Source organism: Streptomyces sp. NPDC016309 (assembly GCF_043077235.1).
Taxonomy (GTDB): Bacteria; Actinomycetota; Actinomycetes; order Streptomycetales; family Streptomycetaceae; genus Streptomyces.
The window spans coordinates 174,661-194,983 of the sequence record NZ_JBIBSG010000009.1 but is presented as its reverse complement, the minus strand read 5'-3'; the positions used below and the strand labels follow the sequence as shown (position 1 = coordinate 194,983).

At 74.3% G+C, this 20,323-nt stretch carries 14 protein-coding genes; 7 read left to right on the top strand and 7 right to left on the bottom strand.

What is annotated here, in order from left to right; genetic code table 11:
• Positions 1–247 precede the first annotated feature (247 nt).
• From ACF068_RS23405 to ACF068_RS23395, 3 genes are all read right to left on the bottom strand, one after another.
• Complete coding sequence (locus ACF068_RS23405) at positions 248–1,708, bottom strand: glutamate synthase subunit beta (protein ID WP_392276227.1); 1,461 nt, start codon at positions 1,706–1,708, stop codon at positions 248–250.
• Positions 1,701–6,263: a glutamate synthase large subunit gene (gene gltB, locus ACF068_RS23400; RefSeq protein WP_392276226.1), complete on the bottom strand. Its 4,563-nt coding sequence runs from the start codon at positions 6,261–6,263 to the stop codon at positions 1,701–1,703. Before gltB ends, ACF068_RS23405 begins: the two co-directional genes overlap by 8 nt.
• Before the next feature lie 545 nt (positions 6,264–6,808).
• The gene (locus tag ACF068_RS23395) at positions 6,809–7,537 is read right to left on the bottom strand and encodes a VIT1/CCC1 transporter family protein (protein ID WP_392276225.1); all 729 of its coding nucleotides are present in this window, start codon (positions 7,535–7,537) and stop codon (positions 6,809–6,811) included.
• Positions 7,538–7,971: 434 nt separating this feature from the next.
• On the opposite strand from ACF068_RS23395, the gene ACF068_RS23390 reads away from it, so the two are divergent.
• From ACF068_RS23390 to ACF068_RS23360, 7 genes are read left to right on the top strand one after another with little or no spacing between them, the layout of a single operon-like run.
• Positions 7,972–9,000 (top strand): ADP-ribosylglycohydrolase family protein, encoded by a 1,029-nt coding sequence (locus tag ACF068_RS23390; RefSeq protein ID WP_392276224.1) that lies wholly within the window; start codon positions 7,972–7,974, stop codon positions 8,998–9,000.
• On the top strand, positions 9,000–10,436 hold the full coding sequence (locus tag ACF068_RS23385) for an ADP-ribosylglycohydrolase family protein (protein WP_392276223.1): 1,437 nt from the start codon (positions 9,000–9,002) through the stop codon (positions 10,434–10,436). The genes ACF068_RS23390 and ACF068_RS23385 overlap by 1 nt, the downstream gene beginning before the upstream one ends.
• A complete protein-coding gene (locus tag ACF068_RS23380) occupies positions 10,372–11,538 on the top strand; it encodes an ADP-ribosylglycohydrolase family protein (protein WP_392276222.1) in 1,167 nt (388 codons plus the stop codon). The genes ACF068_RS23385 and ACF068_RS23380 overlap by 65 nt, the downstream gene beginning before the upstream one ends.
• Positions 11,535–12,980 (top strand): ADP-ribosylglycohydrolase family protein, encoded by a 1,446-nt coding sequence (locus ACF068_RS23375; RefSeq protein WP_392276221.1) that lies wholly within the window; start codon positions 11,535–11,537, stop codon positions 12,978–12,980. The genes ACF068_RS23380 and ACF068_RS23375 overlap by 4 nt, the downstream gene beginning before the upstream one ends.
• Positions 12,977–13,861, top strand: coding sequence for a ribokinase (rbsK, locus tag ACF068_RS23370; RefSeq protein WP_392276220.1), 885 nt, complete (start codon positions 12,977–12,979; stop codon positions 13,859–13,861). The genes ACF068_RS23375 and rbsK overlap by 4 nt, the downstream gene beginning before the upstream one ends.
• A complete protein-coding gene (locus ACF068_RS23365; protein WP_392276219.1) occupies positions 13,858–15,063 on the top strand; it encodes a CaiB/BaiF CoA transferase family protein in 1,206 nt (401 codons plus the stop codon). Before rbsK ends, ACF068_RS23365 begins: the two co-directional genes overlap by 4 nt.
• Positions 15,060–15,917 carry an HpcH/HpaI aldolase/citrate lyase family protein gene (locus ACF068_RS23360; RefSeq protein ID WP_392276218.1) on the top strand — a complete coding sequence of 286 codons (858 nt, stop codon included), beginning with the start codon at positions 15,060–15,062 and terminating at the stop codon, positions 15,915–15,917. Before ACF068_RS23365 ends, ACF068_RS23360 begins: the two co-directional genes overlap by 4 nt.
• A gap of 53 nt (positions 15,918–15,970) precedes the next feature.
• Here ACF068_RS23360 and lgt read toward each other — a convergent pair whose 3' ends face one another.
• From lgt to trpB, 4 genes are all read right to left on the bottom strand, one after another.
• A complete protein-coding gene (gene lgt, locus ACF068_RS23355; RefSeq protein WP_392276217.1) occupies positions 15,971–16,975 on the bottom strand; it encodes a prolipoprotein diacylglyceryl transferase in 1,005 nt (334 codons plus the stop codon).
• A gap of 203 nt (positions 16,976–17,178) precedes the next feature.
• Complete coding sequence (locus ACF068_RS23350) at positions 17,179–18,051, bottom strand: DsbA family protein (RefSeq protein WP_392276216.1); 873 nt, start codon at positions 18,049–18,051, stop codon at positions 17,179–17,181.
• Between the two features lie 63 nt (positions 18,052–18,114).
• The gene (gene trpA / locus ACF068_RS23345; protein WP_392276215.1) at positions 18,115–18,939 is read right to left on the bottom strand and encodes a tryptophan synthase subunit alpha; all 825 of its coding nucleotides are present in this window, start codon (positions 18,937–18,939) and stop codon (positions 18,115–18,117) included.
• On the bottom strand, positions 18,936–20,249 hold the full coding sequence (gene trpB / locus ACF068_RS23340) for a tryptophan synthase subunit beta (protein WP_392276214.1): 1,314 nt from the start codon (positions 20,247–20,249) through the stop codon (positions 18,936–18,938). The genes trpA and trpB overlap by 4 nt, the downstream gene beginning before the upstream one ends.
• Between the last annotated feature and the right edge of the window lie 74 nt (positions 20,250–20,323).

Sequence of the window (20,323 nt, the reverse complement as noted above, 5' to 3'; positions counted from 1 at the left end):
CCCTCCGGCCGCCGTCCCGTGCCGGGCCGGGGGCGTGCCGCCCCCCCGCGGGGGGGGGGGCCGGGCGGGGGGGGGGGGGCGGGGGGCGGGCCGGGGGGGGCGCGCGGGGCCGGGGGGGGGTCGGGGGGGGGGGCGCGCGCGCGACCCCCCCACTCCCCCCCCCCCGCCCGCCGCCCGGGGCGGGGGGGGGGGCGCCCCCCCCGCGGGGGGGGGGCCCCCCCGGCCGGTGGGCGTCGGACGGTGAGCGTCAGACGGTGAGCGCGCGGTCCGTGGGGCGGATCGGGGCGGGGAGCTCGCTCGCGCCGGTCAGGTAGCGGTCCACGCCGCGTGCCGCGGAGCGGCCCTCGGCGATGGCCCAGACGATGAGCGACTGGCCGCGGCCGGCGTCACCGGCGACGAAGACGCCGTCGACGTTGGTGGCGAAGTCGGCGTCGCGGGCGATGTTGCCGCGCTCGTCGAGCTCCAGGCCGAACTGCTGGACCAGGCCGTTGGACCGGTCGGTGCCGGTGAAGCCCATGGCGAGGGTGACGAGCTGGGCCGGGATCCGCCGCTCGGTGCCGGGCTTCTGCTCCAGCTTGCCGTCCTTGAACTCGACCTCGATCAGGTGGAGGAACTGGACGTTGCCGTCCTCGTCGCCCTCGAAGTGGGTGGTGGAGACGGAGTAGACCCGCTCGCCGCCCTCCTCGTGCGCCGAGGTGACCTTGTAGAGCATCGGGAAGGTCGGCCACGGCTGGTTCGCGTTCCGCTCCTCGCCCGGCCGCGGCATGATCTCGAGCTGCGTGACGGAGGCCGCGCCCTGGCGGTGGGCGGTGCCCACGCAGTCCGCGCCGGTGTCGCCGCCGCCGATGACCACCACGTGCTTGCCCTCGGCGGTGATGGGGGGCGCCACGAAGTCGCCCTCCTGCACCTTGTTGGCGAGCGGCAGGTACTCCATCGCGAAGTGGATGCCCTTGAGCTCCCGGCCCGGGACCGGCAGGTCGCGCGAAACGGTGGCACCCGCGGCGATGACGACCGCGTCGTACCGGCGCCGCAGCTTCGCGGCGTCGATGTCGACACCGATCTCGACCTCGGTGCGGAACTTGGTGCCCTCCGCGCGCATCTGCTCGATGCGCCGGTTGATGTGCACCTTCTCCATCTTGAACTCGGGGATGCCGTACCGGAGCAGACCGCCGATGCGGTCGGCCCGCTCGTACACGGCGACCGTGTGGCCGGCCCGGGTGAGCTGCTGCGCGGCGGCGAGGCCGGCCGGGCCGGAGCCGATGACGGCGACGGTCTTGCCGGACAGCCGCTCGGGCGGCTGCGGGGTGACGTCACCGGAGTCCCACGCCTTGTCGATGATCGAGACCTCGACGTTCTTGATGGTGACGGCGGGCTGGTTGATGCCCAGCACGCACGCCGCCTCGCAGGGCGCCGGGCACAGCCGCCCGGTGAACTCCGGGAAGTTGTTGGTGGCGTGCAGCCGCTCGGAGGCGGCGGACCAGTCCTCGCGGTAGGCGTAGTCGTTCCACTCGGGGATCAGGTTCCCCAGCGGACAGCCGTTGTGGCAGAACGGGATGCCGCAGTCCATGCACCGGCCGGCCTGCTTGCTGATGATCGGCAGCAGGGAGCCGGGGACGTAGACCTCGTTCCAGTCCTTGACGCGCTCGGCCACGGGGCGGGTCTTGGCGACCTCGCGCCCGGTGGTCAGGAAGCCCTTGGGGTCAGCCATGGGTCGCCGCCTCCATCATCTTCTCGGTGGTCTCCTGCTCGGAGAGACCGGCGAGCTCAGCGGCGTCCTTGGCGGCGAGCACTGCCTTGTACGTGGTCGGGATGATCTTGCTGAAGCGGTCCACGGCCGCGGACCAGTCGGCAAGGAGCTTCTCGGCTACGGTCGAGCCCGTCTCCTCGTGGTGGCGGCGCACGACGTCGTGCAGCCACGCCTGGTCCGTCTCGTCCAGGGCCTCGATCGCGCCGAGGTTGCCGGAGTTGACGTTGTCCCGGTCGAGGTCGATGACGTACGCGACACCGCCCGACATGCCGGCCGCGAAGTTGCGGCCCGTCTCGCCGAGCACCACCGCGTGACCGCCGGTCATGTACTCGCAGCCGTGGTCGCCCACGCCCTCGGAGACCACCAGCGCGCCGGAGTTGCGGACGCAGAAGCGCTCGCCGGTGCGGCCGCGGAGGAAGACCTCGCCGCCGGTCGCGCCGTACGCGATGGTGTTGCCCGCGATGGTGGAGTACTCGGCGAGGTGGTCGGCGCCCCGGTCGGGGCGGACGATCACCCGGCCGCCGGACAGACCCTTGCCGACGTAGTCGTTGGCGTCGCCCTCCAGGCGCAGCGTGATGCCGCGCGGCACGAAGGCGCCGAAGGACTGGCCGGCCGAGCCGGTGAAGGTGATGTCGATGGTGTCGTCGGGCAGGCCCGCGCCGCCGAACTTCTTCGTCACCTCGTGGCCGAGCATGGTGCCGACGGTGCGGTTGATGTTGCGGATCGCGACCTGGGCGCGGACCGGCCGGGCCTCCTCTGCGGAGGCGGCGCCGAGCGCTTCGGCGGCCAGCTCGATGAGCTGGTTGTCGAGCGCCTTCTCCAGGCCGTGGTCCTGCTCGATCAGCGCGTGGCGCACCGCGCCCTCGGGCAGCTCGGGCACGTAGAACAGCGGCTCCAGGTCGAGGCCCTGGGCCTTCCAGTGCCGGACGGCGCGGCTGGTGTCGAGCAGCTCGGCGTGGCCGACGGCCTCCTCCAGCGTGCGGAAGCCCAGCTCGGCGAGGAGCTCGCGGACCTCCTCCGCGATGAACCGGAAGAAGTTGACGATGTACTCGGCCTTGCCGGAGAACCGGTCGCGCAGCACCGGGTTCTGGGTGGCGATGCCGACCGGGCAGGTGTCGAGGTGGCAGACGCGCATCATGACGCAGCCGGAGACGACGAGCGGCGCGGTCGCGAAACCGAACTCCTCGGCGCCGAGCAGCGCGGCGATGACGACGTCGCGGCCGGTCTTGAGCTGGCCGTCGGTCTGGACGACGATCCGGTCGCGCAGGCCGTTGAGCAGCAGGGTCTGCTGGGTCTCGGCGAGGCCGAGCTCCCAGGGGCCGCCCGCGTGCTTGAGCGAGGTGAGCGGGGAGGCGCCCGTACCGCCGTCGTGGCCGGAGATGAGCACGACGTCCGCGTGGGCCTTGGACACACCCGCGGCCACGGTCCCGACGCCGACCTCGGAGACCAGCTTCACGTGGATGCGGGCGGCCGGGTTGGCGTTCTTCAGGTCGTGGATGAGCTGGGCGAGGTCCTCGATGGAGTAGATGTCGTGGTGCGGCGGCGGGGAGATCAGGCCGACGCCCGGGGTGGAGTGCCGGGTCCTGGCGACCCACGGGTAGACCTTGTGGCCGGGGAGCTGGCCGCCCTCGCCGGGCTTGGCGCCCTGGGCCATCTTGATCTGGATGTCGTCCGCGTTGACCAGGTACTCGCTCGTCACGCCGAAGCGGCCGGAGGCGACCTGCTTGATGGACGAGCGCCGCGCCGGGTCGTACAGGCGGTCCGGGTCCTCGCCGCCCTCACCGGTGTTGGACTTACCGCCGAGCTGGTTCATGGCGATGGCGAGGGTCTCGTGCGCCTCCTGGGAGATGGAGCCGTACGACATGGCGCCGGTGGAGAAGCGCTTGACGATCTCGGACACCGGCTCGACCTCGTCGATGGGGATCGAGGGGCGGTCGGACGTGAAGCCGAACAGGCCGCGGAGCGTCATCAGCCGCTCGGACTGCTCGTTCACCCGGTCCGTGTACTTCTTGAAGATGTCGTACCGGCCGGAGCGGGTGGCGTGCTGGAGGCGGAAGACCGTCTCCGGGTCGAACAGGTGCGGTTCGCCCTCGCGGCGCCACTGGTACTCGCCGCCGATCTCCAGCGCGCGGTGCGCGGAGGGGACGCCGGAGGCGGGGTACGCCTTGGCGTGGCGGGCGGCGACCTCCTTGGCGACGACGTCCAGGCCGGCGCCGCCGATCTTGGTGGCGGTGCCGTGGAAGTACTTCTCGACGAAGGCCTCGTCGAGGCCGACGGCCTCGAAGACCTGCGCGCCCCGGTAGGAGGCGACGGTCGAGATGCCCATCTTGGACATGACCTTCAGGACGCCCTTGCCGAGGGCGTAGATCAGGTTGCGGATGGCCTGCTCGGGCTCCAGGCCCTCGACGAAGGTGCCGGCGCGGACCAGGTCCTCGACGGACTCCATGGCGAGGTACGGGTTGACGGCGGCAGCGCCGTAGCCGATCAGCAGCGCGACGTGGTGGACCTCGCGGACGTCACCGGCCTCGACCAGCAGGCCCACCTGGGTGCGCTGCTTGGTGCGGATGAGGTGGTGGTGGACGGCCGAGGTGAGCAGCAGCGACGGGATCGGCGCGTGCTCGGCGTCGGAGTGCCGGTCGGAGAGCACGATCAGCCGGGCGCCGCCCTCGATGGCGGCGTCGGCCTCGGCGCAGATCTCCTCGATGCGGGCGGCCAGGGCGTCGCCGCCGCCGGAGACCCGGTAGAGGCCGGAGAGCGTGGCGGCCGTCATGCCGGGCATGTCGCCGTCGGCGTTGATGTGGATGAGCTTGGCCAGCTCGTCGTTGTCGATCACCGGGAACGGCAGGGTGACGCTGCGGCAGGACGCGGCGGTCGGCTCCAGCAGGTTGCCCTGGGGACCGAGCGAGGAGTGCAGCGAGGTGACGAGCTCCTCGCGGATGGCGTCCAGCGGCGGGTTGGTGACCTGCGCGAAGAGCTGGGTGAAGTAGTCGAACAGCAGGCGCGGGCGCTCGGAGAGCGCGGCGATCGGCGAGTCCGTACCCATGGAGCCGAGGGGCTCGCCGCCGGTGCGGGCCATCGGCGCGAGGATGACGCGGAGTTCTTCCTCGGTGTAGCCGAAGGTCTGCTGGCGGCGGGTGACCGAGGCGTGGGTGTGGACGATGTGCTCGCGCTCGGGGAGGTCCTCGAGCTCGATGATCCCGCTCTCCAGCCACTCCTGGTACGGGTGCTCGGCGGCGAGGGCGGCCTTGATCTCGTCGTCCTCGATGATGCGGTGCTCGGCGGTGTCGACGAGGAACATCTTGCCGGGCTGGAGGCGGCCCTTGCGGACGACCTTGGCGGGGTCGATGTCCAGGACGCCGACCTCGGAGGACAGCACGACGAGGCCCTCGTCGGTGACCCAGTAGCGGCCGGGGCGCAGGCCGTTGCGGTCGAGAACGGCGCCGACCTGGACGCCGTCGGTGAAGGTGACACAGGCCGGGCCGTCCCAGGGCTCCATCATCGTGGAGTGGTACTGGTAGAAGGCGCGCCGGGCCGGGTCCATGGAGTCGTGGTTTTCCCACGCCTCGGGGACCATCATCAGAACGCTGTGCGGCAGCGAACGGCCGCCGAGGTGGAGCAGCTCCAGCACCTCGTCGAAGGAGGCGGAGTCGGACGCGTCCGGCGTGCAGACCGGGAAGATCCGGTCCAGCTTCTCGGCCCCGAAGAGGTCGGAGACGAGCTGCGACTCGCGGGCCCGCATCCAGTTGCGGTTGCCCTTGACCGTGTTGATCTCGCCGTTGTGGGCGACGAAGCGGTACGGGTGGGCCAGCGGCCAGCTCGGGAAGGTGTTGGTGGAGAACCGGGAGTGGACGAGCGCCACGGCGGTGGCGCAGCGGCGGTCCGACAGGTCCGGGAAGAACGGCTCGAGCTGCCCGGTGGTGAGCATGCCCTTGTAGACGATGGTGCGGGCGGAGAGCGAGGGGAAGTAGACCCCGGCCTCGCGCTCGGCGCGCTTGCGCAGCACGAACGCCTTGCGGTCCAGGTCGATGCCCGTGCTCGTACCGCCGTCGCTCACGAAGAGCTGCCGGAAGGCGGGCATGGTGGAGCGGGCGGTGGCGCCCAGCAGCTCGGGGGCGACGGGGACCTCGCGCCAGCCGAGGACGGTGAGGTCCTCCTCGGCGGCGATCGTCTCGATGCGCGAGACGGCCTGTGCGGAGTCGTCCGCGGGGAGGAAGGCGATGCCGACGGCGTACTCGCCGGCCGCCGGGAGTGCGAAGTCGGTGACCTCGCGGAGGAACGCGTCCGGCACCTGGAACAGGATGCCCGCGCCGTCGCCGGAGTCGGGCTCGGAGCCGGTGGCGCCCCGGTGCTCCAGGTTGCGCAGAACGGTCAGCGCCTGCTCCACCAGCGCGTGGCTGGCGACACCGGTGAGGGTGGCAACGAAGCCGACACCGCAGGCGTCGTGCTCGTTGCGGGGGTCGTACATACCCTGCGGGGCGGGGCGACCGTCCATGGGCGACCAGGCGTCGGAACGCATCGGCTCTCCCGTCGTCGTCGTGGCATATGAGCGCCAGAGGGACGACGTTGGCCCTCCGCAAAATTTCGTGCAGGTTACATGATGGAGTGCTTCTCGGAAAGCGGAAAGCTCGTTCCAGCATGCGGACACCGCTGATGGCGGTGGAGGTCTTACAAGCCTGATGAGCGGACGGACCGTCGAGAGATCGACTTCCGGCGTCCTGGGGGGTGCGCGGGCTTCGTTGCCCACGGGTTAACGGCTCATGCCCCGTGTCGGGGGACTCGAAACCGCCGTGTTACGGCTACTTATGTGCCGCGTTGCATAGTGTCTCATCAGAGGGGTGGATCGGGCTATTGGACGTTCGTCACAGCGCTCATGGCGTTCTCGCCAACGTACGGCAACGGTACGGCGAAGCCCCCTCGCTCGCCTGTCGAGGGGGCTGACCTGCCGGAACGCCCCGGGGCGGGCGGCGGGGCGCGGGTCGGGGCGCCGGCCGGGGGCGGCACGGGACCGGGGGCAGCGACCGGGGGCCGGGGGCAGCGGCGCCGGCCGGGGCCGGCCCCGGGTCAGACCGCCGCGCCGAACAAGGCGCCCAGGCCGTACGTGACGGCCGCCGCCGCACCACCGAGGGCGAGCTGACGCAGACCGCTGTACCACCAGCTACGGGCGGTGACCCGGGCCACCAGAGCGCCGCACGCGAACAGGCCGAGCAGCGCCAGCAGGACCGCCGGCCACAGCGCGGTGGCGCCGAGCAGGTACGGCAGGACGGGCAGCAGCGCGCCGAGCGCGAACGAACCGAAGGACGAGACGGCGGCGACGGCCGGCGAGGGCAGGTCGTCCGGGTCGATGCCCAGCTCCTCGCGGGCGTGGATCTCCAGCGCCTGCTCCGGGTCCCTGGAGAGCTGCATGGCCACCTCGCGGGCGAGCGCCGGCTCGACGCCGCGCGCCACGTACAGCGCCGCCAGCTCCTCCATCTCGTCCACCGGGTGCTTGCGCAACTGGGCGCGCTCGACGTCCAGTTCGGCCTGGACGAGCTCGCGCTGCGAGGCCACGGAGGTGTACTCGCCGGCGGCCATGGAGAACGCGCCGGCCGCGAGGCCCGCCAGACCCGTGATGACGAGGGTCTGCTGGGACACCGCGCCACCCGCCACACCGGTCATCAGCGCCAGGTTCGACACGAGACCGTCCATCGCCCCGAAGACGGCGGGACGGAGCCAGCCACCGTTCACATCGCGGTGGGTGTGGTTGTCGCGGTGCGCCTCGTGAAGCGTCGCCTCGGTCTCGATGATGGACACAGCTCTCCCCTTACGCCTTGCGTACAGCAGCGGGTCCGGGTGACCCCGCTCCCCCAACACTCTCGAAAATACGCGCGATGTAAGGGGCCCGCCAGCAAGGCAGGCTTTACTTACCACGGCATGCGGCCCGGTCGCGGGGGGCACGCGCGCGGCCCGGTCGCCGGGGCACGCGCGCGGCGGTCGCGGGGGCGCGCGCACGGCCGGTCGCGGGGGCGGCGCGCACGGCAAGCGGCGGGCCCGCGCGCGGTGGCCGGTGGGACACGCGCGCGGCGGCCGGTGGGACACGCGCGCGGCGGCCGACGGCCGGGTCCGGCGGGCAGGTCCGGTGGGCGGCTGCGGCACGCGGGTGACAGCACGTCCCGGGCCGACAGCCCGCCCCCCGCCCGTGGCACGTATCCAGGATTCGGATCGGTGCGCACGGAAGGGCCACGCCGATGGAGCCGGTCATCCGCGATCCCGCCTCCCCCACCGCCGTGGAGGCGCTGCTCGACCGCGCGCGGGGCGCCCTGCTGGGGCTGGCGGTCGGGGACGCGCTCGGCGCTCCCGCCGAGAACATGCGCCCCTCCGAGATCCGGCGCCGCTGGGGCCGGATCGAGGGGTTCGTCAGCGACGACCCGGCCGGCACGGACGACACCGAGTACGCGATCTTCTCCGGGCTCCTGCTCGCCCGGCACGGCTCCGCGCTGACCGTCCACCACGTCGAGCAGGCCTGGCACCGCTGGATCGCCGACCTCGACGAGGGCCCGTTCCGGGGTGCCGGCTTCAGCGAGCGCGGCACGCTGGAGAACCTCCGGCGCGGCCTGGCAGCCCCCATCTCGGCCCAGCACCGGCACGCCTGGAGCGACGGTCTGGCCATGCGCGCGGCTCCCTTCGGGGTCTTCGCGGCGGGGCGCCCGGCGGAGGCGGCGCGGCTGGTGGCGATCGACGGCACGGTGAGCCACGACGGCGAGGGCATCTACGGGGGCCAGGCCGTCGCGGCGGGCGTGGCGGCGGCGATGTCGGGCGCCGGGCCGGCCTCGGTCATCGCCGCCGCCCTGTCGGTGGTGCCGATGGACTCGTGGACGGCCCGCTCGATGCGCCGCGCGGTGGTCGCGGCCCAGCGCGTCCAGCCCGACCCGCTCGTACGGGAACGGGCCGTCCGCTCGGCGGTGGTCATCGGCGGCTACCCGTGGACGGACCTCGCGCCGGAGGCGGTCGGCCTCGCCTTCGGGGCGTTCGCGGCGGCGCGCGGCGACTTCCGCACCTCGGTCCTCACGGCCGTCAACATGGGCCGCGACGCCGACACCACCGCCGCCGTGGCGGGCGCCCTGGCGGGCGCGATGTCCGGCGCGACGGCGATCCCGCCGGACTGGGCGGCCGCCATCGGTCCCGTACGCGGCAGTTGCCTGCCCTCGATGCGCGGCTACCACGTGCTGGACGTCGCGGAGCTGCTCACCCCGTACGACGAGACGGAGGCCCCCTGATGCCGCCCACGCCCCCGCACGCCCCTCCGGCCGGGCGGGCCGCGCCCCCCGGGCCGGGGCCGGCGGACCCGGAGGCCCCCGCCCCCGCCCCCGCGCCCGCCCCGCCGCCGGCGACCGCACCCGTCACCACCGCCCCGGGCGCCACACCAGGTGCCACCCCCGGCGCCCCGCACCACGACCCCGCCGCCCGTAAGGGACGGCGTACCGACCTCGCCGGTACGAGGGGCGCGGCCCGCATCTCCCCGGCGGACGGGCCGCGTCGCGTCGAGGGCCTCCTGCTCGGCCTCGCCTCCGGGGATGCCGCGGGGTGGCCCGCCGCCCGGCACCGCGCCGCCCGCATGCCGGAGTGGACCCGCCGCCTCACCCGTGAGCTCGACACGTTCGCCGAGCAGAACGCCACCACCACCCTCCCGGTCCCGATCGCCCTCAACCAGCCCCCCGAGCCGCTGCGCCTCGGCCCCTCGGACGACGCCGAATGGGCGGTCTTCACCGCCGAGACCCTGCTGACCGCCGCCGGGGGACTCTTCCGCTCCCTCCCGCCCGCCCGCCGCCTGTGCGCCGCCGTGGACCTCGCCTGGAACTCCCTCGCCGCCGAGATCGCCGCCGCCGCCGACCGCGCCCCCGAGGTGGAGTCCGCCGTCCTGCCGCTGCGCGCCCGGATCTCCGTACGCGCCGGACTGGGCAACCTGGCCACCGGCCTTCGGCCGCCCGCGACCGGCCACGACAACCCGCACTACTTCGACGACGCCGCCTGCGTCCGCGCCGCCGTCCTCGCCGTCGCCCACCCCGGCGAGCCCCGCGCCGCCGCCGAACTCGCCGAGTTCGACGCCCGCTACACCCAGGACGGCGACGGCGTCCACGGCGCCCGGGCCATGGCCGCCGCCGTCGCCGCGGCCCTCGGCGGCGCCCCCGCCGGCGACGCCGTGGACGCCGCGCTCGACCAGCTCCCGCCCGGCACCGAGATCGGCCGCAACGCCCGGCACGCCACCCGGCTCGCGCGCGCCGCCGACAGCGCCTTCGCACTGGTCCCGCTCCTGGAGCACCAGATCGTCGACCATGTCTACAGCTACGGCATCGCCGCCGCCGAGACCGTCCCGGTCGCCCTTGCCCTGGCCGTCGCCGCCCGGGGCAGGGTGACCGAGGCGGTACCGGCCGCCGCCTGCCTGTCGCGGGTCGCCGACTCCGCCCCCGCCCTCGCCGGGGCCCTGACCGGCGCGCTCAGCGGCGGCGCCGGCGTGCCCGCCACCTGGCGCGACGCCTGCCGGACCCTCGCGGGCTGCGCGCTGCCCCGGCTGAGGGGTACCGATCTGGTGGAACTCGCCGAACAGCTCGCGCACACGGAACTCGCCACCCCGGGTGGACAATTCCGACATGACGCCGAAACCCACACTGGAGGACCGGATCACCGGCAGCCTCGTCGGAGCAGCCGTCGGTGACGCCCTCGGCGGCGCGGTCGAGGGCTACCCCCCGGACCGCATCGCCGAACGCCACGGCGGCCGCGTCACCGGCATCGTCGGTCCCTGGGACGGTGACGACTGGCGCACCGCCCGCCCCATCGCCCCGTACCACAAGGGTGACGGGCACGTCACCGACGACACCCTCATGACCCACGCGCTGGTCCGGGTGTACGACGCGGTCCGCGACCATCTGGACGCGTACGCCGTGGCGGACCACCTCGTCCCGGACCTCATCGCCACGCCCCGCTGGATCCCCGAGCTGGAAGCCGAGGCCCTGCCCCTCCAGCGGGTCTTCCTCGCCGAGAAGTGGCTGGTGGCCCGCATCCACTACGGCCACGTCGACCCGCGCGAGGCGGGCACCGGAAACATCGTCAACTGCGGCGCGGCCATGTACATGGCTCCGGTCGGCCTGGTCAACGCGGCCAACCCGGCCGCCGCGTACGCCGAGGCCCTCGACGTCGCCGGCGCCCACCAGTCCTCGTACGGGCGTGAGGCGGCGGGCGTGTTCGCGGCGGCGGTCGCCGCGGCCTGCCTCCCCGGCGCGACCCCGTCCTCCGTGGTCGGCACGGCGCTGGAGCTCGCCAAGGACGGCACCCGCTCGGCGATCGAGGCGGTGGCCGACGTGGCCGGCCGGCACACCGACTTCGAGTCCGCGCTCCGCCCCCTCCGTGCGGCGGTCGCCCCCTTCGACACCGTCGGCCCCGACTACCGCGCCCCCTCCCTCGGCGCGCGCCGCCCGTCGCGGCTGCACTCCATCGAGGAGCTGCCGATCGCCCTCGGCATGCTGCTGGTCGGCGAGGGCGACTACCGCCGTACGGTGCTGGGCGCCGTCAACTACGGCCGTGACTGCGACTCGATCGCCACCATGGCGGGCGCCGTCGCGGGCGCCCTGCACGGGGAGGCTGCGGTCCCCGCGGTCTGGGCGAAGCAGGTCGCCGAGGCCAGCCGCCTCGACCTCCACGCCCCGGCGGCGGTGCTGGCGGACGTCGCCCACGAGGTGTTCGCGCGCGACACGGCCCGCCGCCGCGCCCACGAGCGTGCCTTCGCCGCCCTGTCGCCCGCCGCCGGGGCACCCCGGTGAACGTGCGCCTCACCTGGGTGCAGCCCGAGGACCTGATCGGTCACGAGCTGCGCCAGGCCGGCGAGGACGGCCGGGACGCCTCGGCCGTCGGGGCCCGCTGGCGTGCCGCCGGGGGCGCCCCCGCCCCGGTGGCGGCGGGTGCCTCCGCCGGCCCGGCGCCCCCGCACCTGCGGGCCCTGGCCGAGCACCTGCTGGACGAACTGGCCGCCCTCCCGGCCCCCTTGGCCGCCGCCGAGCCGACCCCCCTCCCCCACATCCGGCGGCTCTGCCCCCACTGGCCGCCGCCCCCCGCCGCCCCGGGCACCCCACCACCCGGCCCGCCCCCCGCCGCCCCGGACGCCCCACAGGCAACCGCCCGTCCGCCCGCACCCCTCGCCGTGGCGCCGGGGCTGGGCGCCCGGCTGCACGCCGCGTGGCTGGGGCGGGCCGCCGGGTGCCTGCTCGGCAAGCCCGTGGAGAAGCTGCCGCTCCCCGCGATCCGGGCCCTGGCCCGGGCCACCGGGAACTGGCCGATCACCTCGTGGTTCACCGCCAGGGGGCTGCCCCCGGCGCTCGCCGCCGCCCACCCGTGGAACCGCCGCTCCGCCGCCACCTCGCTCGCCGAGAACATCGACGGGATGCCCGAGGACGACGACCTCAACTACGCCTTGCTCAACCTGCTGCTCCTCCAGCGGTACGGCCCCACCTTCAGCACCGCCGACGTCGCCCGCCTCTGGCTGGACGAACTGCCCGCCGGCCGGACCTTCACCGCCGAACGCGTCGCCTACCGCAACCTCCTCTCCGGCCTCGAACCCCCGCTCACCGCCGTCCACCGCAACCCCTTCCGCGAGTGGATCGGCGCCTGGATCCGCGCGGACGTCCACGGCTGGACCCACCCGGGCGACCCCGCGGCCGCAGCCGAACAGGCCCACCGGGACGCCACCCTCACCCACACCGCGAACGGGGTGTACGGGGCCATGTTCACCGCGGCCGTCATCGCCACCGCCGCCTCCGGCACCGCCGACGTCCACCGGGCGCTCGCCACCGGGCTGACCGTCGTCCCGCCCGACTCACGGCTGGCCCGCGCGGTCCGCTTCGGCATCGGGACGGCCCGCGCCCACGGTGACTTCGACGCCGTCGTCGACCGGCTGCACGCCGCCTACGGCTCCTACCACTGGGTACACGCCGTTCCGAACGCCGCCCTCCTCGCCGCCGCGCTCACCCACGCCGACGGCGACTTCACCCGCTCCGTCTGCCGTGCCGTCTCAGGCGGCTGGGACACCGACTCCAACGGTGCCACCGCAGGCTCCGTCGCCGGTCTCCTGGCCGGCGCCCCCGACCGGATCCCCGACCGCTGGACCTCCCCCCTCAAGAACCGGCTCGCCACCTCCGTCCACCCCTTCGACGGCATCGGCTTCGACACACTGGCCCGACTCACGCACCAGGAGGCACACCACTCATGACCCACATCGCGGTGCTCGGCAGCACCAACATGGACCTCGTCGCCTATGTGAGCCGCGCCCCCAAGCTCGGCGAGACCGTCACCGGCCGGGAGTTCCGCACGATCCCCGGCGGCAAGGGCGCCAACCAGGCCGTCGCCGCCGCCCGCGCCGGAGCCGAGGTGTCGATGATCGGCGCCGTCGGCTCCGACGAGTTCGGCACCCGTCTCCGGGCCGGGCTGGAGAGCTCCGGGGTGGACACCGACCTGCTCCGCACGGTCGAGGGCCCCTCCGGCACCGCCCACATCGTCGTGGACGACGAGGGTGGCAACGCCATCGTCGTCATCCCCGGCGCCAACGGCACCGTCACCTCCCTCTCGCCCGGCGACGACACCCTCATCGCCACCGCCCAGGCCCTGCTCCTCCAACTGGAACTCCCCCTCTCCGCCGTCGTCGCCGGCGCCGAGGCCGCCCGCCGCCACGGCGTCCGTACGATCCTCACCCCCGCTCCCGCCCAGCCGCTGCCCCCCGCCCTGCTCGCCGCCACGGACCTGCTGGTCCCCAACGAGCACGAGGCGGCGGCCCTCACCGGCCTGGCCGACCCGCGCGCCGCCGCCGAGGACCTGCTGCGGCACGTCCCCGAGGTGGTCATCACCCTCGGCTCGGCCGGCAGCCTCCACGCGGCCCGCGGCACCGCCCCTGTCACCGTCCCCGCCCCCCGGGTCCGGGCCGTCGACACCACCGCCGCCGGTGACACCTTCGTCGGCACGCTGGCCGTCGCACTCGCCGAGGGCAAACCCGTACCGGACGCCCTGGCCTGGGCGTCCTCGGCCGCCGCCCTGTCCGTCCAGCGCCCGGGCGCCTCGTCCTCGATGCCGTACCGCACGGAGATCGACGCCGTATGACCACCACCGCTTCCACGACCCCCGCCCTCCAGGGACTGCGTGTCCTCGACCTCGCCACCCTCTTCGCCGGGCCGCTGGCGGCGACCCTGCTCGGCGACTTCGGCGCCGAGGTCATCAAGGTCGAGCACCCCCGCAAGCCCGACCCGTCCCGCGGCCACGGCCCGGCCAAGAACGGCGTGGGGCTGTGGTGGAAGGTGCTCGGCCGCAACAAGCGGGCCATCACCCTCGACCTGTCCACCCCCGGCGGCCGCGACACCCTGCTCCGGCTCGCCGCCACCGCCGACGTCGTGATCGAGAACTTCCGCCCCGGCACCCTGGAGAAGTGGGGCCTGGGCTGGCCCGAACTCTCCGCCGCCAACGACCGGCTGGTCCTCGCCCGCGTCACCGGCTTCGGCCAGTACGGCCCCTACGCCCGCCGCCCCGGGTTCGGCACGCTCGCCGAGGCCATGAGCGGCTTCGCCGCCGTCACCGGCGAACCCGACGGCCCGCCCACGCTCCCTCCCTTCGGCCTCGCCGACTCCATCGCCGCCCTCGCCACCGCCTACGCCGTGACGACCGCCCTCCACGCCCGGGCCGCCACCGGACGCGGCCAGGTCGTCGACATGGCGATCATCGAGCCGATCCTCATGGTCCTCGGCCCGCAACCCCTCTGGTACGACCAGCTCGGCTACGTCCAGCCCCGCACCGGCAACCGCTCCCGCAACAACGCCCCCCGCAACACCTACCGCACCGCCGACGGGGCCTGGCTGGCCGTCTCCACCTCCGCCCAGTCCGTCGCCGAGCGCGTGATGCGGCTGGTGGGCCGGCCCGACCTGGTCGCCGAGCCCTGGTTCGCCGAGGGCACCACCCGCGCCCAGCACGCGGACGTCCTCGACGAGGCGGTCGGCGGCTGGATCGCCCGGCACACCCGGGACGAGGCCATGGCCGCGTTCGAGAAGGCGGAGGCGGCGATCGCCCCCGTCCACGACATCCGTGACGTCATGGCCGACCCCCAGTACCGGGCGCTGGACACGGTCACCACGGTGCCCGACCCCGAACTCGGCCCCCTCCGTATGCAGAACGTCCTCTTCCGCCTCTCCGAGACCCCCGGCGCCATCCGCTGGGCCGGCCGCCCGCACGGCGCCGACACGGAAGCGGTGCTCACCGAACTCGGGCTCGACGCCGGTGAGATCACCGCCCTGCGCTCCGAGGGCGCGCTGTGACGCCACCGCCCACCGCTCCCCCGCCCCGGCCCGCGCCACCGCTCCGGTCCCAGCCCCTCACCTGGCTGTACGCCCCCGGCGACCGTCCCGACGTGGTGCGCAAGGCGCTCGCCTCCGGCGCCGACGTCGTGATCGTCGACCTGGAGGACGCGGTGCCCCCCGACCGCAAGGCCCACGCCCTCGCGGCCACCGCCGAACTGCTCTCCTCGCCCCACCCCGTACCGGTCCACGTCCGCCTCCCCAGCGCGCACGACACCACGGCGATCACGACCCTGGCCCCGCTGCCCGGCCTCGCCGCTCTGCGTGTTCCCAAGGTGACACACGGCACTGACATCCACCGGGTCGCCGCCCTCGCCCCCGGCGTCCCGCTGCACGCGCTGCTCGAATCCGCCCTGGCCGTCGAGCACGCCCACGCCCTCGCCACCGCCCATCCGGCCGTCCGCGGCATCGCCCTCGGCGAGGCGGACCTCCGCGCCGACCTCGGCCTGCGCGAGGACGGCGGCCTGGACTGGTCACGCAGCCGGGTGGTGGTGGCCGCCCGCGCCGCGGGGCTCCCTCCGCCCGTGCAGTCCGTCCACCCGGACGTCCTGGACCTCGACGGCCTCGCCGCGTCCTGCGCGCACGGCCGGGCCCTGGGGTTCCTGGGCCGCGCGGCGATCCACCCCCGCCAGCTCCCGGTCATCGAGCGGGCCTACCTGCCGACGCCCGAGGAGGTCACGGCGGCGGAGGAGATCGTCGAGGCGGCCGCCACCGGCGCGGGCGCGCTGGCGCTGCCGGACGGCCGGTTCGTCGACGCGGCGGTCGTCGCGGCCGCCCGCCGCACCCTGTCCCTGGCCTCGGCCCACCGCGCATGACGAAGCGGCCGCCGGGACCCTGGTCCCGGCGGCCGCTTCGCGCCACGCTCGTGTCAGCCCTTGTCCGCCGACTCCGGCTTCGCGCCGGCGCCACGGCCGGTCTTCCCGGGCGCCGCGGCGGTGTCCGTCCCCGCCGCGTCCGCCGTCGCCGGACCGGTCCCGGCCGGGCCCGTCCTCTTCGCGTCCGTCCCCTTCGCGTCCGCCCTGGCCGCCTCGGCGGCGTCCGCCTTCGCCACGTCCGCGAGCGCCGCCGGCTCCACGACCTCCTCGCGCCCCGGCCGCGTCCGCGACGAGACGACGATGTACGTCACGGCCAGCAGGAAGACCACGATCGCGGTCCACACGTTCAGCCGGAGGCCCAGCACGTGGTGCGCCTCGTCGACGCGCATGTACTCGATCCAGCCGCGTCCCGCGCAGTAGGCGGCCACGTACAGCGCGAACGCCCGGCCGTGGCCGAGGGTGAACCGGCGGTCCGCCCAGACCACCAGCAGGGCGACGCCGACGCACCAGAGCGACTCGTACAGGAAGGTCGGGTGGTAGAGCCCGGCCTCGCGGTTGGCGCCCTCGCTGATCCGCAGCGCCCACGGCAGGTCGGTGGACCGGCCGTACAGCTCCTGGTTGAACCAGTTGCCCCAGCGCCCGATCGCCTGGGCGAGTGCGATGCCGGGGGCGATGGCGTCCGCGTACGCCGGCAGCGGGATGCCACGGCGCCGGCAGCCGATCCAGGCGCCCACCGCGCCGAGGGCGATCGCGCCCCAGATGCCCAGGCCGCCCTCCCAGATCTTGAAGGCGTCGACCCAGTCCTCACCCTCGCTGAAGTACAGCTGGTAGTCGGTGATGACGTGGTACAGCCGGCCGCCGACCAGACCGAAGGGCACCGCCCACACGGCGATGTCGGCCACGGTGCCGGCTTTGCCGCCCCGGGCGAGCCAGCGCTTGTTGCCGTACCAGACGGCGACGAAGACACCGATGATGATGCAGAAGGCGTAGCCGCGCAGCGGGACCGGTCCGAGATGGAGCACACCGGTCGACGGGCTGGGAATGTAGGCAAGGTCCATGGCAGGACCGACGCTACCTTGCCGGGCGGGAGCGGGGGCAACCCGCCCGGCAAAGAGTGCATAACAGCGGTGCGTGACGGCAGCGCGCGACCGCGGTGCGTGACAGTGGCGGGCGACCGCAGTGCGTGACAGTGGCGGGCGACCGCGGTGCGTGACGGCGGCGGGCGACCGCGGTGCGTGATGGCGGCGGGTGCCGCGGCCGTTCAGCCCGCCGAGGGGGACGTGGGCTCCGGGGGCGAGGCGGGGGCGGGCGCGGAACCGGCCGGGGACGGGAAGGCCGTGCCCGGCTTCTTGCCCTTGTTCGCCTCGGCGACCCACTTCTTCAGGTTCTCGATGGAGATCTGCTCCTTGCCCTTGGTGGGGAAGATCGATTCTCCGTTGAGCAGGACGGTCGGCGTACCGCGGAAGTCCCCGTCGCGGAAGGCCTCGTTGGACTTGGTCACCCAGCTGTCGTGGGTGCCCTCGGTGACGCAGGAGCGGAAGGCGGGGGTGTCCAGACCGGGCACCTTGGCCGCCAGTTCGAAGAGCTTGGCGTCCTTGGCGAAGGCGTCGTCCTGCTCCGGGGGCTGGTTCTGGTAGAGCGCGTCGTGGTACGGCACGAAGGCGCCGGCGTCCTGGGCGCAGGCCGCGGCGTTGGCCGCGTTGAGCGAGCCGCTGCCGCCCATGTTGCCGTCGATGATCGTGGCGAGGTGGTACTCGACCTTGATCTGACCGGAGTCGGTCAGCTCGTGCATGGTGTCCCGGACGGCGTTCTCGAACTGGGCGCAGGCCGGGCAGCGGAAGTCCTCCCAGATCGTGAGCGTGGAGGGGGCGTCGGTGGCGCCGGCCGGGATCGCCAGCCGGTCCTCGCCGGCCGCGCCGGTCGGGGCGGCGACGGTGCCGGAGCCGGAGCTGTCGCTCTTGTCGCCGGTGTTGGCGGCGATGAGCCCGGCGACGGCGGCCAGCCCGAGCACGCCGACGACGGCGGCCGAGACGATCAGCGTGCGCCTGCGCCGGTCGCGCGCCTTCTGCCGGTCGCGTTCCTCCTGGAGCCGTTCTCGGGCGCTCCGCTTCCCTGCACTGTTCTTCTCGCTCACGCCCACAGCAACGAACCGGGGAGGCGCCCGCGCGCCTCCCCGGTCCACTTCCACCCGTACGAGTTACGAGGCGGGCCGGGAGCGCCGCACGCCCCGGGCCAGTTCGCCCGCCAGTTCCTTTACGGCGGCGATGCCGGCCGCGTGGTCGTCGGCGTCGAGCATGCGCTTGACGAAGGCGGAGCCCACGATGACGCCGTCGGCGAAGGAGGCGACCTCGGCGGCCTGGGCGGCGTCGGAGACGCCGAGGCCGACGCAGACCGGCAGGTCACAGGTGGCGCGGGTGCGGCGCACCAGGTCGGCCGCCTGCTCGCCGACGGACTCCCGGGTGCCGGTGACGCCCATGAGGGACGCGGCGTACACGAAGCCGGAGCCGGCGGCGGTGATGGTGGCCAGGCGCGCGTCCTGGCTGCTCGGCGCGACGACGAAGACGGTGGCGAGGCCGTGCTTGTCGGCGTGCTCGCGCCAGACGGCGGACTCCTGGACCGGCAGGTCCGGCAGGATGCAGCCGGCGCCGCCCGCCTCGGCGAGTTCGGCGGTGAAGCGCTCGACGCCGTACCGGTCGATGGGGTTCCAGTACGTCATGACGAGGACCGGCTTGCCGGTGGCCTCGTGGGCCTCGCGGACCGTGCGCATGACGTCGGCGATCCTGACCCCGCCGCGCAGCGCGATGTCGTCGGCGGTCTGGATGACCGGGCCGTCGAGGACCGGGTCGCTGTGCGGCAGCCCCACCTCGACGACGTCGGCGCCGCCGTCGAGGGCGGCCTTCACGGCCTCGATGCCGCCGTCGACGGTGGGGAAGCCGGCCGGGAGGTAGGCGATCAGCGCGGCCCGGTCCTCGGCCGCGGTCCGCTCCAGGGTGTCCTGGAGAAGCCGGATGTTCCCGCTCACTTGGTGCCCCCCTGGATCTCGGTGTCCGTCTGGATCTCGGCGGCGCCGTCGTCGGCGGAGGCGTCGGCCTCGACCGGGGCGGCGTCGGTGCCGTACAGCCCGAAGTAGCGCGCGGCGGTGTCCATGTCCTTGTCGCCGCGGCCGGAGAGGTTGACCACGATGAGGCCGTCCTCGCCGAGCTCCCGGCCCAGTTCCAGGGCGCCGGCCAGGGCGTGGGCCGACTCGATGGCCGGGATGATGCCCTCCGTGCGGGACAGCAGGCGCAGGGCCCGCATGGCCGCGTCGTCGGTCACCGCGCGGTACTCGCCGCGTCCGCTGTCCTTGAGGTACGAGTGCTCCGGGCCGATGCCGGGGTAGTCGAGGCCGGCGGAGATCGAGTAGGGCTCGGTGATCTGGCCCTCGTCGTCCTGGAGGACGTACGAGCGGGAGCCGTGCAGGATGCCGGGCTCACCGGCGGTGAGCGTGGCCGCGTGCTCGCCGGTCTCGACGCCGTGCCCGGCGGGCTCGCAGCCCACCAGGCGGACGCCGGTGTCGTGGATGAACGCGTGGAAAAGGCCGATGGCGTTGGAGCCGCCCCCCACGCAGGCGACGGCGGCGTCGGGCAGCCGGCCGGCCCGCTCCAGGATCTGGCGGCGGGCCTCGACGCCGATGACGCGGTGGAAGTCGCGGACCATGGCGGGGAAGGGGTGGGGGCCGGCGACCGTGCCGAAGAGGTAGTGCGTGCGGTCGACGTTGGCGACCCAGTCGCGGAACGCCTCGTTGATGGCGTCCTTCAGGGTGCGGCTGCCGGACTTGACCGGGATGACCTCGGCGCCGAGCATGCGCATCCGGGCGACGTTCAGCGCCTGGCGCTGGGTGTCGATCTCGCCCATGTAGATGGTGCATTCGAGGCCGAACAGGGCGCAGGCGGTGGCGGTGGCCACCCCGTGCTGGCCGGCGCCGGTCTCGGCGATGACCCGGGTCTTGCCCATGCGCTTGGTGAGCAGCGCCTGGCCCAGCACGTTGTTGATCTTGTGCGAGCCGGTGTGGTTCAGGTCCTCGCGCTTGAGGAAGACCCGCGCGCCGCCGGCGTGCTCGGCGAACCGCGGCACCTCGGTGAGGGCGCTCGGACGGCCGGTGTAGTTGACCAGCAGGTCGTCGAGTTCGGCCGCGAACGCGGGGTCGTTCTTGGCCTTGTCGTACTCGACGGCGACCTCGTCGACGGCGGCGACGAGGGCCTCGGGGATGAACTTGCCGCCGTAGGCGCCGAAGTAGCCCTCGGCGCTCGGGACCTGGCCCTCGGGGTCGGGAATGAAGAACTCGCTGGGCATGCGACATGCTCCTCTGCGGGGACGGCGTCGTCCCCGGACGTCTGGCTTGACGGTGGTCACGGTGTGCGCCGGCG